Here is a 14002-nt window from a genome sequence, read left to right on the forward strand (position 1 = left end):
CGCGGTTTTATTCTCAATAATATTCAATGCTGTTTTTGATGGTGTACTTGCGCTCAACGGCAGGTTTGACGCTGTCATCTGTTATCAGCAGCTCACAGTTCACCGGGTTGTTGTGGCGATCGTAATCACAGCTCTGCTTTACATTGCCCATCGGTTTATCGTTCAACAGGCTTACCGCCGTATAATCCATGCGCTTGCGCAGATCTTTCGAAGGCACCGACTTGACCGATAAACGCTGGTCGCCGGAAACCGTAGTTTTACCCAGCGGGTAGCCGTCGGCGTCATACTGGTACTTCACTTCCATCTCTTTACTGTGCGCTGCAACCACAAACCCGTTATCGTCGGTGTCCCACGTCAGGCCGGCAGACGGCAGTTCCGCCAGCTGGCATTTCCCCTGCAACTTTACCTTCTGCTGCTGGGTTTCCGCATCGACGTAGTAGTTAGCATCCAGCACCAGCGCAACGCCCGTATTCGCTTCGAGATCGTGCAGTTCAAGCGTATCGAAACACCCTTCCGTTGACATCGTGCCGGTCACACGTTTAGAGACTTCACCCTTATCGTTGAATAGCGTCTGGGTAAAATCCTTCACCGGCCCGCGCAGAGGATCAAAGTCAAACTCGTTCGAAAAGCTCGCCATCTCTGGCGTAAATGACAGCGGCGCGGTGTTGTTGTCGCATCCCACCAGTACCGTTGCCAGTAGCGTTATCGCTGCGTATTTGTTCACATCATTTACCGTTCAGAGAGAGATACAATCATATTAGCAAATACAGCAACTTACATAACAGCACTTCATTTGACTCTTCGCGCTGTATAAATCCGTCGTTTGCATTGACGAGACCTGCCAAAGTGGCTACTTTGGGCGCGGAAGATTCCACACTATTATAAAATTAGATTCTTAAATTTTCGGGTTAACATCATGATTTACGACTGTTTTTTATACTATGACGAAGATATGTTGCTCGACATCAGATTACATACTCTCGCTGATGTTGTTGACCGTTTTGTCATTGTAGAAGCAACACACTCTTTTACGGGCATACCGCGAGAATTGCATTTCGATATTACGAAGTTTGCCAAATTCAAAGACAAAATCATTTACGTGCCTTTTGACGCGCAGCCTATTTTAAACCGGGCGGATAATAACCAGGTTGATGCATGGGCAAATGAAGCAGCGCTTCGCAACTCCATTATGAACGGGTTAAAAGACGCGGCAGACGACGATCTGATTCTGGTGTCAGACGTTGACGAAATCTTCTCTCCCGACACGGTCAGGGCCATTAATCCGCGCGCGCTCTGCACGACTATTCATCAAAACGTATTCAACTATCAGTTTAATCTCCAGGTTCACAACACGGATGGTACGCCGAGAAAATGTACCTTGCCGCGCGCGACGTCCTATTACAACCTTAAGCATTTCTTCCACGGTGAGCCTGAATCTTTCCGAAACTGGAAGCGTGCGCGCAAAGATAAAAACTGGTCATGGTTTAAATGGAACTGGCTAAAAATCAATAATAAGATTGTGAAAGATGGCGGCTGGCATTTCTCCTGGGTAATGACCCCAGAAAGAATTTCCGAAAAAATGTCTACCATTTCTCATACCGAATACGATCTGCCGGAATTCAATAACCCGGAACATATTATGAAGGTTATCACCAACGCCGAAGATATATGGGGACGAGACCGAAAACTGGTCAGGCAAGAGGTATCAAAACGCACCCTGCCTTCTTATCTGGTAGACAATCAGCACCATTATTCGCAATTTATTTTATGACGCAGGCAGGGCTCCAGGACAATTCAGAAAGACAGACCCAAAAACAAAAGCTTACCCTAGCCCTGCTATGCTTACAGTCTACACAGTGAAAAGGAGCTACAGATGAAACGGTTACCCTGGATTACCGCCCTGCTGTTAATGAGTGCTTCACCCGCTCTTCTTGCGGCCCCGGATTCCTGCGAGCGCGTGAAAAGCGACATTCAGCAGAAGATTATCAACAACGGCGTACCGGAGTCTGGCTTTACCCTGAACATCGTCCCGAACGATCAGGCCGATCAGCCGGATGCGCAGGTCGTTGGGCATTGTGCCAACGATACTTTCAAAATTTTGTACACCCGCACCAGTAGCGGCAACTACCCGGTGAGCGGCGCAGGTACGCAGGAGAATGCGCCCGCTGAGCCGCAATGATTTTCCCACTCAATTCCCCTGATTTGACGAGGATTAATATTTAATACCTCTAAATAAGTAACACTCCCCCCATCATTAGCCCGGTTGTAGTCACGGGTGAAAATAATTATTAACAATGATGGGGTGAGTCATGTCCGAAGTTGAACATCACGGCGGGATAAGCCGTCGAACTCTGGTTAAATCTACTGCCATAGGATCTCTGGCGCTTGCCGCCGGTGGGATCGCATTACCTTTTGGTCTAAAAAGCGCCGCCGCCGCTGTGCAGTCCGCTATTCAGCCCGCAGATGACAAAGTCGTCTGGGGCGCCTGCTCGGTAAACTGCGGTAGCCGTTGTGCGCTGCGTCTGCACGTTCGCGATGACGAAGTCTATTGGGTTGAAACGGATAATACCGGCGAGGATGTTTACGGCAACCATCAGGTTCGCGCCTGCCTGCGAGGCCGTTCAATTCGCCGTCGCATCAATCACCCAGACCGTCTGAACTATCCGATGAAACGCGTGGGCAAACGCGGAGAAGGCAAGTTTGAGCGTATCACCTGGGAAGAAGCGCTGGACACCATCGCCACGAGTCTGAAAAGCGTGGTCGAAAAATACGGCAACGAAGCGGTCTACATTAACTACTCCTCCGGAATTGTAGGCGGCAACATCACCCGTTCCTCCCCTTACGCCTCGCTGGTCGCGCGCCTGATGAACTGCTACGGCGGCTTCCTCAGCCACTACGGTACCTACAGCACCGCGCAGATCGCCTGCGCAATGCCCTACACCTACGGCAGCAACGACGGCAACAGCACATCGGATATCGAAAACACCAAACTGGTGGTGATGTTCGGCAATAATCCGGCGGAAACGCGCATGAGCGGCGGCGGGATCACATACTTCCTTGAGCAGGCGCGCGAACGGTCAAACGCGCGGATGATCGTTATCGATCCGCGTTATACCGACACTGCCGCAGGGCGTGAAGACGAGTGGATCCCGATTCGTCCGGGCACCGATGCCGCGCTGGTGGCAGGTATTGCGTGGGTGCTGATTAATGAAAATCTTGTCGATCAACCTTTCCTCGATAAATACTGCGTGGGTTATGACGAAAAAACCCTGCCGGAAGGCGCACCAGCTAATGGTCATTACAAAGCCTATATTCTCGGCCAGGGTGATGACAAAACCGCGAAAACTCCGGATTGGGCGTCTCGCATAACGGGCATCCCTGCCGAACGCATCATTAAGCTGGCCCGTGAAATCGGTTCGGCGAAACCGGCCTACATTTGCCAGGGCTGGGGCCCGCAGCGTCAGGCAAACGGGGAGCAAACGTCCCGCGCCATCGCCATGCTGCCGATCCTGACCGGCAACGTCGGCATTAACGGCGGTAACAGCGGCGCACGCGAATCGACCTACACCATCACCATCGAACGCATGCCGCTGCCGGAAAATCCGGTGAAAACGCAAATCTCCTGCTTCAGCTGGACGGATGCCATCGTGCGTGGACCGGAGATGACCGCCCTGCGCGACGGCGTACGCGGCAAAGATAAGCTCGATGTGCCGATCAAGTTCATCTGGAACTACGCGGGTAATACCATCATCAACCAGCACTCCGATATCAACAAAACTCACGACATTTTGCAGGATGAGAGCAAGTGCGAAACGATCGTCGTCATTGATAACTTCATGACCTCGTCTGCGAAGTATGCCGATATTGTTCTGCCGGATCTGATGACCGTCGAGCAGGAAGATATCATCCCCAACGATTACGCCGGCAACATGGGATACCTGATTTTCCTCCAGCCGGTTACCGCCCCGAAGTTCGAGCGCAAGCCCATTTACTGGATCATGAGCGAAGTGGCGAAACGCCTCGGACCGGATATCCATCAGAAATTCACCGAAGGCCGTACGCAGGAGCAGTGGCTGCGCTACCTGTACGCCAAAATGGTCGCCAAAGATCCGCTGCTGCCGTCCTACGACGCGCTGAAAAAAATGGGTATTTATAAGCGCAAAGATCCAAATGGACATTTTGTGGCCTATAAAAAATTCCGTGACGATCCGGATGCCAATCCGCTGAAAACCCCGTCGGGCAAAATCGAGATCTACTCCAGCAAGCTGGCGGATATTGCGGCAACCTGGGAACTGCAAAAAGACGAAACCATCACCCCGCTGCCGGTCTATACCTCAACCTTTGAAGGCTGGGACGCGCCCGAGCGCAGCAAATTCCCGCTGCAATTGTTCGGTTTCCACTTTAAAGCCCGTACCCACTCCAGTTACGGCAACGTAGATGTGCTCCAGGCCGCCTGTCGCCAGGAGGTGTGGCTTAACCCTGTGGATGCAGAGCAACGAGATATCAAAAATGGGGATATGGTGCGCGTCTTCAACGACCGCGGCGAAGTGCGCATTGCTGCGAAAGTCACCCCGCGCATCATGCCCGGCGTAAGCGCGATGGGCCAGGGCGCCTGGCATGACGCCAACATGAACGGCGATCGTGTCGATCACGGCTCCTGCATCAATACCCTGACCACGCACCGCCCGTCACCGCTGGCGAAAGGCAACCCGCAGCACACGAACCTGGTGCAGATCGAGAAGGCATAAGGATTAACCGATGACAACCCAGTATGGATTTTTTATTGATTCCAGCCGCTGCACCGGGTGCAAAACCTGCGAGCTGGCCTGCAAGGATTACAAAGATCTGACCCCGGACGTTAGCTTCCGTCGTATTTATGAATACGCGGGCGGCGACTGGCAGGAGGATAACGGCGTCTGGCATCAGAATGTTTTCGCCTATTACCTGTCGATTGCCTGCAACCACTGCGAAGATCCGGCCTGCACCAAGGTCTGCCCGAGCGGGGCAATGCACAAGCGCGACGACGGTTTTGTGGTGGTGGACGAGGATGTCTGCATCGGCTGTCGCTACTGCCACATGGCCTGCCCGTACGGCGCGCCGCAGTACAATGCCGCCCAAGGCCACATGACCAAGTGCGACGGCTGCCACAGCCGGGTGGCGGACGGCAAAAAGCCTATCTGCGTCGAATCCTGCCCGCTGCGCGCGCTGGACTTTGGCCCGATTGAGGAGCTGCGCAAAAAACACGGCCAGCTTGCTGCCGTCGCGCCGCTGCCGTCTGCGCACTTCACAAAGCCGAGTATTGTGATTAAACCTAACGCCAACAGCCGTCCGACGGGTGACACCACCGGCTACCTGGCAAACCCGAAGGAGGTGTGAGATGGGAAGTGGATGGCATGAATGGCCGCTGGTGATCTTCACCGTTTTCGGGCAGTGCGTGGCCGGCGCGTTAATCGTGATGGGCTTCGTCTGGCTTAAGGAAAATGATGACAAGGCCAGAATGCGCATCGTGCGCAGCCTGTTTTTTCTCTGGCTGGTAATGGGTATTGGGTTTATGGCTTCGGTGCTGCATCTTGGCTCCCCGCTGCGTGCCTTCAACTCGCTTAACCGCGTGGGCGCGTCAGCGCTGAGTAATGAGATCGCGGCGGGTTCGATCTTCTTTGCCGTGGGCGGTTTCTGGTGGCTGGTGTCGGTTATCGGTAAAATGCCTCCAGCTTTGGGCAAAATCTGGCTGGTTGTCAGCCAGCTTCTGGGTATCGTTTTTGTCTGGGCGATGACCCGGGTCTATCAGATAGAGACTGTCCCGACCTGGTATACGGGTTACACCACGCTGAGCTTCTTCCTGACGATGGTCCTTGCTGGTCCTCTGCTGGCCGCGCTGCTGCTACGCATCGCAAACGTGACATTCAAAGGTACTCTTGCCGCGTCTGTCAGCGTACTGGCAATTATCGTCTGCGTGGCGGTCGTCGTGTTGCAAAGCAATACGCTGGGGACGATACAGAGTTCCATCCAGCAGGCCAGCGCCCTGCTGCCAGATTATGGCTCGCTTCAGGTGTGGCGCATCGCGTTGCTGGCGGCGGGTTTAGGCTGCTGGATCTGCCCGCTTATTCGTCGTCAGGAGCAAAAAACGCTCGGCCTGTTTGCAGGTGTCGTTCTGGTGGTGCTGGGTGAACTGATTGGCCGTGGGCTATTTTATGGTCTGCATATGACCGCAGGGTTAGCAATTGCAGGTTAACACAGGTGCGCGGGGCTACCCGCGCGCAAGTAAGGAAAGTTGTAATGAATGATGTCTCACACCGCGAATCGTTCGCGTTCAGCGCCCGGGTACTGGGCGCGCTGTTTTATTTCGCCCCAGACAGCGAGCAGACCGCGCCGCTGGTGAGTGCCCTGACCGCAGGTGACTGGGTTCAGGACTGGCCGCTGGCGGAGGAAAACCTGCTGCCTGTCGCCAGTATGTTTAAGACCCCATCGGATGAAGCGTTGAAAGACGCCTGGCAGCGTCTGTTTATTGGCCCGTATGCCCTGCCCGCCCCCCCGTGGGGCTCGGTCTGGCTTGATCGCGAGTCAGTGCTGTTTGGCGATTCGACCCTCGCGTTGCGTCAGTGGATGCGTGAAAACCATATCGCCTTTGAGATGCAGCAGAATGAGCCTGAAGATCATTTCGGAACGTTGCTGATGCTGGCGGCATGGCTTGCCGAGAACGGTCGCGAAACAGAACGCGACCAGCTTCTTGCCTGGCATCTGCTGCCATGGAGCACGCGTTTCCTTAGCGTATTCGTTGAAAACGCGGCCCATCCGTTCTACACCGCGCTGGGTAAACTTGCCCAGCTGACGCTGGCGGAATGGCAGTCCACTTTGCTGATCCCGATTGCCGAAAAAACGCTGTACCGATAACAGCACCTGGCTTGTCCACCCGTTGTGCAGGCCAGGCTCGCACATTTTTGCTGCAACACAACGTCACAACTGCTATACTGTATATAATTACAGTATACGGGGGGTGCACAATGGCTGTTGAAACAAAATTTGTTGTCGTAAGAAAAGGTGAAGAAAAAATGACATTTGCCAGTAAGAAAGAGGCTGACGCTCACGACAAACTGCTCGATATGGCAGAAGCGTTTACCGACTGGCTGTTGCAAAGCGGAATGCAGATGGATGAAACGCAGGCGGAAAACCTTGGTCTGTATCTTGCCGAGCAGAAAGAGTCCGTGCAGCATATCCTGCGTACCAGCAAGCTTCCCGAGCGCAATGCTGCAACGGATAAAACAGCATCAGATGCGGATAGCAGCAAAAAAATCCGGGCCGTCAAAGCCGCCTGATCGTCAGAACGACTCATCACCTGTCATGCCGCCGCGGGCCGGAAACGGCTCGCGGCTTAATCATGCATTATGTCGATCTTCTCGAAAACAATGCGATTGAACATTTTAATCTGTTCTGGCGTAAAATTTGGTTACAGCATTTCCTCTCGTCAGACGTATGTTAAAAACACGTGAATCACACGTTCGGCGCCTCTGAATGGTGTGGTAAATTATCACATAACTCTTGCAACTCGTTGATCATCCTGGCTACATGGAAGCCATCACAAACAGAATGATGGACCTGAACGGCGAAAGGCAACAAGACTTTTTCATCCTGGTTATAGTATTTTCCAAACGTGAACATGGGCGCAAAAAAATTCCGCATGTTAGCGACGTTGACGTTAAAACTGCTAAAACTGACCCACGGAATATCAGATATGAAAAATATATTCTCCCGGGACTCTTCCTTAGGCCAGTAAGCAAGGATATTGCCATAGCGGGCAACATCTTCTGCATAAACGCGCTGAAAATGGTGAATATTTCCATCGTAATGACTCCATAACGATGAAAATGTCTCCGTTTCTTTATGGAAAAGGGTATAGCTTGGATGAACCTCATTCCATATTACAAGCTCATCATCCTTCATGGCCATACGGAATTCCGGATGCCGGTTTACGACGTGAGAAATAAGGGAAATAATCGCAGGATAAAATTTCCAGCCAACCTCTTTGATATGCTTTAGCAGTACGGTAATGTCCAGCTGAACCGTTTGGTTAAATGTAGATTGAGCAAAGCCCTGAAATACTTCAAAGTGTTCCTTTCTTGCCCAACGTGATAAGTCAACTACCGTATATTCTGGCATTATTTTTGTCATTTCAGAGCCTTAGTTGAGCTGCGCTATATAAAATAGTAGCGTATCACAAACGCAGGGGCTGTATAGACCGTAGCGAAGAGGCACCCTAAATTTTCAGCGTATCAATCACCGCTCTCAGCGCCGGGGATACGTTGCGGTGTGGATAATAGAGGTACAGTCCGTCCATCCGCAGGCTGTAGCGCTGTAAGACGCGTATAAGCGTGCCACGCTCCAGATCGTCAGCCACCAGCTCAACCGGGACATAGGCCAGCCCGAGTCCCAGCCGGGCCGTTTCGGCCTCCATGTAGCTGTCGGAAAAGGCCCATTGCCCCTCCGGGCGGTGAGTCACTCGCTTCCCATCCTGCACAAGCTCCCATTGATAGTGGTTACCGTCGGCGAACTGGTAGGCAATGCAGGGATGAGCATCCAGATCGGCGGGCGTCTGCGGGAAACCATAGCGCCGAAAATGCGCCAGGGCGTCAACACAGTCATCTCCATATCGGGCGTGATGCGCACGGCAATCATCCGGCCCCAGCCGGACGCCAGCGTCGAATGAAAACATTCACCCAAACTGTCCGCTGTGCTGCTATGCGCATCATTAAGTTGAGTTAAAACAATGTATTAGTAAGAAACACGAAATCCTGACGCCCGCGTTTCGATGGTGACAACCTGAGATAAGACCTTCGCCGAGAGCGATAAAGTCGACCACCGCAAGGTGACGTTCGAGTACCGATACGGGATCACCCTGGCTGGCGATCTGTACATTCCCAGGAACAGCGGCGACCAGATGCTGGCTTCTCTTCTCGTCGTTGTGAATTACACCTATGTCTACACTGAATCAAATCCCATCCCGCTCCAGCGAGTATGCATACTGGGCCGGTATTTATGCCCGCCAGTCTGCTCGCGTCATCAGCAATAAAGCATTATATTAACAAGGTTATTTTATTTAATTACAAAACCTCGCACTCCTCCCGTTGAAATAATAATTAAGCAATATCCTGGTCAGCCAGCGACATCGCTTTGTTAGCTTGAGCGTTCAGGCAAAGCTCAAACCGGAGGTATTCTTTGCTGATTAAATTAAAGAAAGAACGAACGCATCAGGAGGATCGTCGTCTTGCCCTCTGGCTGGCGACCTCCGCGGGACTGCTGAATGCCATTGCGCTGGGCGCATTCGGCTTTTTTCCCTCGCATATGACGGGCAATACCTCGCAGCTATCCAGCGAAGTTTCCTCCACCGATCTCAGCGATATTCTTTTCTTCGGCGCCATTATTCTTTCGTTTGTCTCAGGTGCCATCGCTGCGCGGATTATTGTTATCTGGGGGATTATCCATAACATCAGGCTGGTATTCAGCCAGGTTCTGTTTGTTGAAGGGCTATTACTGGCAGGGGTATCCCTGTACGAAATGTATTTTCACTCCTTTGCCACGAATCAGGAGATTATTATTTTCCTGTGCGGGTTGATGGGAATTCATAATTCCACCTCCACTCAGCTATCCGGTGGACGGGTAAGATCCACACACATCACCGGCACGCTGACCGATGCGGGCATTTCGCTGGCCTCCGTTATGGTCGCCATGATGCGCCGGGATTATTCCAAAGATACGGCCGCGCAAAAGAGTCAGCTCAAAACCCATTTAACTACCCTTTTCTCCTTTATCAGCGGAGGTATCGCGGGGCTGATCCTGTTCAGAGAGTTTGGATTCCACGCGATGCTGGCGCTGGGCCTGATGCTGGTAGTCGTCGCCGCCTTCTCTATCGTCCGCATCTCGTGGCGGGTACGAAAAGTGCGCGCCGCGCTTAGTCGACAGGTTTAATCAGCACGCCTTACGTGACATTGTCACGTAAGGCGTGCTTCTTTAAGACTATTCTGCCTGCCCACTGACAGCCCTTATGCCATAAGGCTTCACCCAGGTTGTCACTAATTTCATAGGGTTACTGTTTTACCCCCTTCGCTGGAACCCTTCCGTTTCGCTTGCTATAGGTGAAGTACCCCTGCCGAAACATGGCATAACAACAGGCAACCGGTGGTTGCTATAACGCATGCGCACAGGGAGACACACCGCAATGCACCCATTACTTAAACGTTCGCTGCTTTTTGTCGGCGCGATTATCGTGGTTCTCGCTCTCCTCACCTGGGGAATTGGACTGGAGACGATTAAGGCGCGCCAGGTTGACCTGATCTACCTCGGTCAACAGCACCTGATTCTGGTCTTTTCATCAATGTTCTTTGCCCTGCTGGTGGGCATTCCAAGCGGTATTTTGCTGAGCCGTCCAGCCGCGCGTGGTATCGCCGAATATGTGATGCAAATCTTTAACGTGGGTAACACCCTGCCGCCGCTGGCCGTTCTGGCGCTGGCGATGGTGGTGATTGGCATCGGTGATAAACCGGCCATTATCGCCCTCTTTCTGGCCTCTCTGCTGCCGATTGTGCGTAACACCTATGCCGGGCTGTGCTCTGTTCCCGCGTCGTTGCTGGAAGCGGCAAACGGTATCGGCATGACCAAATGGCAGCGCCTGCGTCAGGTTGAGATCCCTAACGCGTGGCCGGTGATGCTTTCTGGTATTCGCATTGCCACTGCGATTAACGTCGGTACCGCACCGCTGGCATTCCTGATTGGCGCCAGCAGCTACGGCGAGCTGATTTTCCCTGGGATCTATCTGAATGACTTTCCGACGCTGATCCTGGGCGCGGCGGCCACCGCCCTGTTCGCCCTGATTCTGGATACGCTGCTGGCGGCACTGGGTCGACTACTGAGCCCGCATCTCGCGCGATAATTATAACAAGGAGCTTCTATGAGACTGTTTTCCGGCCTGACGGCGCTATGCGCCGCCGCGCTCTTCACCAGCCAGGCGCTCGCCGCGCCGCTGATCCTGGCAACCAAGAGCTTTACCGAGCAGCACATTCTCTCGGCCATGACCGTGCAGTATCTGCAAAAGAAAGGGTTTCAGGTGCAGCCGCAGACCAATATTGCAACGGTGATTTCCCGTAACGCGATGATCAACAAGCAGATTGATATGACCTGGGAGTACACCGGCACGTCGTTGATCATCTTCAACCACATCAACAAACGCATGTCGCCGCAGGAGTCATACCAGACGGTGAAACGCCTCGACGCGAAGCACGGTCTGGTGTGGCTTAAACCTGCCGATATGAACAATACCTATGCCTTTGCCATGCAGCGCAAGCGCGCCGAGGCTGAACATATCAATACCATGTCTGAGATGGTGGCAAAGATTGAGCAGATCCGTAAAACCGATCCGGATAACAACTGGCTGCTGGGCCTTGACCTGGAATTTGCCGGACGCAGCGACGGGATGAAACCGTTGCAGGCGGCCTACAAGATGGAGCTGGACCGCCCGCAGATCCGCCAGATGGATCCGGGCCTGGTCTATAACGCGGTGCGCGACGGGTTTGTCGATGCGGGGCTGATCTACACCACCGACGGGCGCGTAAAGGGCTTCGATCTTAAAGTGCTGGAAGACGATAAAGGCTTCTTCCCGAGTTACGCCGTGACGCCAGTTGTTCGAAAAGACACGCTGGAGGCTAACCCGGGGCTGGAGGAGGCGCTGAACACCCTCTCAGCCCAGCTCAATAACGACGTTATCACCGACCTGAATAAGAAGGTGGATATCGACCATCAGTCACCGCAGCAGGTCGCCCGTGATTTCCTGCGTAGCAAACAGTTGCTGTAGGAGGCGCTATGGAGACGATTCACTATATTCTCGACAACTGGGACTATCTCTTAACCCTGACGCTGCAACACCTGTGGCTGGTGGCACTCGCCGTCGGCCTGGCGATTATTATTGGCGTGCCGCTGGGCATTTTAATTGTCCGCCATAAATGGCTGGCAACGCCGGTGCTGGGGATCGCCACCATTGTGCTCACCATCCCGTCAATTGCGCTTTTCGGCCTGATGATCCCGCTCTTTTCGCTGATCGGTCAGGGCATTGGCGCCCTGCCCGCGATTACGGCGGTGTTCCTCTATTCGCTGCTGCCGATTGTGCGTAACACCCACACGGCGCTCGACAGCCTGCCGCCGGGCCTGCGAGAAGCGGGACGCGGTATCGGCATGACCTTCTGGCAGCGTCTGCGCTGGGTGGAGATCCCGATGGCGCTGCCGGTGATTTTTGGCGGCATCCGCACCGCCGTGGTGATGAACATTGGCGTCATGGCGATTGCCGCCGTGATTGGCGCGGGCGGTCTGGGCCTGATGCTGCTTAACGGTATTGGCGGGAGTGATATTCGTATGTTGATTGCGGGCGCGCTGATGATTTGTCTTTTAGCGATTGTGCTCGACTGGTTGCTGCACCGTTTGCAGGTGGTACTGACTCCGAAGGGGATTCGATAATGATAAAACTGGAAAACCTCACCAAACAATTTTCACAGAAACACGGCCAGACGTTTAAGGCCGTCGACAACGTCAACCTGAACGTGCCTGAAGGGGAAATGTGCGTGCTGCTCGGCCCGTCCGGCTGCGGGAAAACCACTACCCTGAAGATGATCAACCGTCTCATTACGCCAAGTAGCGGGACAATCCTGATTAACGGCGAAGACACCAGCGGAATGGACACCGTGACCCTGCGCCGCAACATTGGCTACGTGATCCAGCAGATTGGCCTGTTCCCGAACATGACCATCGAAGAGAACATTACCGTCGTGCCGCGCATGCTGGGCTGGGACAAAGCGCGCTGTAAATCCCGTGCCGAGGAGCTGATGGATATGGTGGCAATGGATCCGCATAAATTCCTTCACCGCTATCCGCGTGAAATGTCCGGCGGCCAGCAGCAGCGCATCGGCGTCATCCGCGCGCTGGCAGCCGATCCTCCGGTCCTGCTGATGGATGAACCGTTCGGCGCGGTCGACCCGATCAACCGTGAGGTGATCCAGAACCAATTCCTGGAGATGCAGCGCAAGCTGAAAAAGACCGTGATGCTGGTGAGCCACGATATTGACGAAGCGCTGAAGCTGGGCGACCGTATTGCCGTCTTCCGTCAGGGACGTATCGTGCAGTGCGCCAGCCCGGACGAGCTGCTGGCGAAACCGGCGAATGAGTTTGTTGGCTCGTTTGTTGGTCAGGACCGGACGTTGAAACGCCTGCTGCTGGTATCGGCGGGCGACGTCACCGACCAGCAGCCTACCATTACGGTACGCGAATCGACGCCGCTGCCGGAGGCCTTCGCCACCATGGATGACAACGATATTCGCGCCATTACCGTGGTTGATGAGCACGGCAAACCGCTCGGCTTTGTGAAGCGCCGCGAAGCGCGTAACGCCAGCGGCAGCTGCGGGGATATTCTGCATCCGTTCCGTATGACCGGTAAGGCCGAGGATAACCTGCGCGTGGTGCTTTCTCGCCTGTATGAGAGCAACACCAGCTGGATGCCGATTGTGGACGAGGACGGACGCTATAACGGCGAGATATCCCAGGATTATATTGCGGAGTATTTGAGTTCAGGGCGTACGCGCCGGGCATTAAATATTCATAGCGAAAGTTAAGCATTCAGGCCGGGTACTGCCCGGCCATTTTCCGCACGCATACCTTTTGCTAACCTCCCGATTTCCCGCCACAATATTGTATCGTCCCCGTTAAATCACGACTTCATGCAACGTCTTCACGCTTACCCCGACATCCGCGCGATGTTTCGCCGTCTCCTGATTGCTACCGTCACCGGCGTGCTGGCGGCGCTGGCCGTTGCGGTGTTCCGCCACAGCATGTATCTGCTGGAGTGGCTATTTCTCAGCAACGAAAGCGGAAGTCTGGTGAACGCCGCAGCCGCGTTATCGCCCTGGCGGCGGGCGCTGACGCCTGCGCTAGGTGGTCTGGCCGCGGGAGTGCTACTGTGGGGATGGCAGCG

The 14002-nt window shown here is 53.9% G+C and carries 14 protein-coding genes and 3 pseudogenes; 14 read left to right on the forward strand and 3 right to left on the reverse strand.

Annotation, left to right across the window (positions count from 1 at the left end):
• Positions 1 to 13: 13 nt before the first annotated feature.
• Positions 14 to 724 (reverse strand): YnfC family lipoprotein, encoded by a 711-nt coding sequence (locus DD606_RS12685; RefSeq protein ID WP_048208723.1) that lies wholly within the window; start codon positions 722 to 724, stop codon positions 14 to 16.
• A gap of 192 nt (positions 725 to 916) precedes the next feature.
• On the opposite strand from DD606_RS12685, the gene DD606_RS12690 reads away from it, so the two are divergent.
• The 7 genes from DD606_RS12690 to DD606_RS12720 all read left to right on the forward strand — a co-directional run bounded on the left by DD606_RS12690 (position 917) and on the right by DD606_RS12720 (position 7313).
• The gene (locus tag DD606_RS12690; protein WP_003857421.1) at positions 917 to 1771 is read left to right on the forward strand and encodes a benzoate transporter; all 855 of its coding nucleotides are present in this window, start codon (positions 917 to 919) and stop codon (positions 1769 to 1771) included.
• Between the two features lie 102 nt (positions 1772 to 1873).
• Positions 1874 to 2179 (forward strand): DUF1161 domain-containing protein, encoded by a 306-nt coding sequence (locus tag DD606_RS12695; RefSeq protein ID WP_003857424.1) that lies wholly within the window; start codon positions 1874 to 1876, stop codon positions 2177 to 2179.
• 130 nt (positions 2180 to 2309) lie between these two features.
• Entirely contained in the window at positions 2310 to 4748 is a 2439-nt protein-coding gene (gene ynfE, locus DD606_RS12700; protein ID WP_129258726.1) for a selenate/tellurate reductase subunit YnfE, read from the forward strand.
• A gap of 10 nt (positions 4749 to 4758) precedes the next feature.
• A complete protein-coding gene (locus tag DD606_RS12705; protein WP_023314068.1) occupies positions 4759 to 5376 on the forward strand; it encodes a DMSO/selenate family reductase complex B subunit in 618 nt (205 codons plus the stop codon).
• 1 nt (position 5377) lies between these two features.
• Complete coding sequence (locus DD606_RS12710; protein WP_048243995.1) at positions 5378 to 6232, forward strand: dimethyl sulfoxide reductase anchor subunit family protein; 855 nt, start codon at positions 5378 to 5380, stop codon at positions 6230 to 6232.
• A 44-nt stretch (positions 6233 to 6276) separates the two neighbouring features.
• Complete coding sequence (gene dmsD / locus DD606_RS12715) at positions 6277 to 6891, forward strand: Tat proofreading chaperone DmsD (RefSeq protein WP_015570619.1); 615 nt, start codon at positions 6277 to 6279, stop codon at positions 6889 to 6891.
• A 110-nt stretch (positions 6892 to 7001) separates the two neighbouring features.
• Complete coding sequence (locus DD606_RS12720; RefSeq protein ID WP_003857437.1) at positions 7002 to 7313, forward strand: YebG family protein; 312 nt, start codon at positions 7002 to 7004, stop codon at positions 7311 to 7313.
• Positions 7314 to 7488: 175 nt separating this feature from the next.
• Here the strand turns inward: DD606_RS12720 and catA are convergent, their stop codons facing one another.
• Positions 7489 to 8166 carry a type A chloramphenicol O-acetyltransferase gene (gene catA, locus DD606_RS12725; RefSeq protein ID WP_003857438.1) on the reverse strand — a complete coding sequence of 226 codons (678 nt, stop codon included), beginning with the start codon at positions 8164 to 8166 and terminating at the stop codon, positions 7489 to 7491.
• 85 nt (positions 8167 to 8251) lie between these two features.
• Positions 8252 to 8670: pseudogene (locus DD606_RS12730) on the reverse strand (LysR substrate-binding domain-containing protein); the annotation flags it as partial.
• Positions 8671 to 8803: 133 nt separating this feature from the next.
• Here DD606_RS12730 and DD606_RS26440 point away from each other — a divergent pair.
• From DD606_RS26440 to DD606_RS12765, 7 genes and pseudogenes are all read left to right on the forward strand, one after another.
• Positions 8804 to 8953 (forward strand): annotated as a pseudogene (locus tag DD606_RS26440) (alpha/beta hydrolase); the annotation flags it as partial.
• Between the two features lie 257 nt (positions 8954 to 9210).
• A complete protein-coding gene (locus tag DD606_RS12740; RefSeq protein ID WP_023314061.1) occupies positions 9211 to 9960 on the forward strand; it encodes a YoaK family protein in 750 nt (249 codons plus the stop codon).
• Between the two features lie 250 nt (positions 9961 to 10210).
• A complete protein-coding gene (gene osmY / locus DD606_RS12745; protein WP_003857442.1) occupies positions 10211 to 10921 on the forward strand; it encodes an osmoprotectant ABC transporter permease OsmY in 711 nt (236 codons plus the stop codon).
• A gap of 18 nt (positions 10922 to 10939) precedes the next feature.
• On the forward strand, positions 10940 to 11839 hold the full coding sequence (gene osmX / locus DD606_RS12750) for an osmoprotectant ABC transporter substrate-binding protein OsmX (protein ID WP_129258728.1): 900 nt from the start codon (positions 10940 to 10942) through the stop codon (positions 11837 to 11839).
• Positions 11840 to 11847: 8 nt separating this feature from the next.
• Positions 11848 to 12495, forward strand: coding sequence for an osmoprotectant ABC transporter permease OsmW (gene osmW, locus DD606_RS12755; protein WP_129258730.1), 648 nt, complete (start codon positions 11848 to 11850; stop codon positions 12493 to 12495).
• Entirely contained in the window at positions 12495 to 13643 is a 1149-nt protein-coding gene (gene osmV / locus DD606_RS12760; protein ID WP_003857446.1) for an osmoprotectant ABC transporter ATP-binding protein OsmV, read from the forward strand. The genes osmW and osmV overlap by 1 nt, the downstream gene beginning before the upstream one ends.
• A 105-nt stretch (positions 13644 to 13748) precedes the next feature.
• Positions 13749 to 14002, forward strand: a pseudogene (locus DD606_RS12765) (voltage-gated ClC-type chloride channel ClcB); the annotation flags it as partial.

Origin of the sequence: Enterobacter cloacae complex sp. GF14B (genome assembly GCF_004136805.1) — a bacterium.
In the GTDB taxonomy this organism is placed as follows: Bacteria; Pseudomonadota; Gammaproteobacteria; order Enterobacterales; family Enterobacteriaceae; genus Enterobacter; species Enterobacter hormaechei_C.

Bases quoted from the DNA above. Each gene is read 5' to 3' on its own strand.
- osmV (WP_003857446.1), top strand. From the start codon at position 12,495: ATGATAAAACTGGAAAACCTCACCAAACAATTTTCACAGAAACACGGC.
- DD606_RS12710 (WP_048243995.1), top strand. From the start codon at position 5,378: ATGGGAAGTGGATGGCATGAATGGCCGCTGGTGATCTTCACCGTTTTC.
- DD606_RS12705 (WP_023314068.1), top strand. From the start codon at position 4,759: ATGACAACCCAGTATGGATTTTTTATTGATTCCAGCCGCTGCACCGGG.
- DD606_RS12695 (WP_003857424.1), top strand. From the start codon at position 1,874: ATGAAACGGTTACCCTGGATTACCGCCCTGCTGTTAATGAGTGCTTCA.
- dmsD (WP_015570619.1), top strand. From the start codon at position 6,277: ATGAATGATGTCTCACACCGCGAATCGTTCGCGTTCAGCGCCCGGGTA.
- DD606_RS12690 (WP_003857421.1), top strand. From the start codon at position 917: ATGATTTACGACTGTTTTTTATACTATGACGAAGATATGTTGCTCGAC.
- osmW (WP_129258730.1), top strand. From the start codon at position 11,848: ATGGAGACGATTCACTATATTCTCGACAACTGGGACTATCTCTTAACC.
- DD606_RS12720 (WP_003857437.1), top strand. From the start codon at position 7,002: ATGGCTGTTGAAACAAAATTTGTTGTCGTAAGAAAAGGTGAAGAAAAA.
- osmY (WP_003857442.1), top strand. From the start codon at position 10,211: ATGCACCCATTACTTAAACGTTCGCTGCTTTTTGTCGGCGCGATTATC.
- osmX (WP_129258728.1), top strand. From the start codon at position 10,940: ATGAGACTGTTTTCCGGCCTGACGGCGCTATGCGCCGCCGCGCTCTTC.
- catA (WP_003857438.1), bottom strand. From the start codon at position 8,166: ATGACAAAAATAATGCCAGAATATACGGTAGTTGACTTATCACGTTGG.
- ynfE (WP_129258726.1), top strand. From the start codon at position 2,310: ATGTCCGAAGTTGAACATCACGGCGGGATAAGCCGTCGAACTCTGGTT.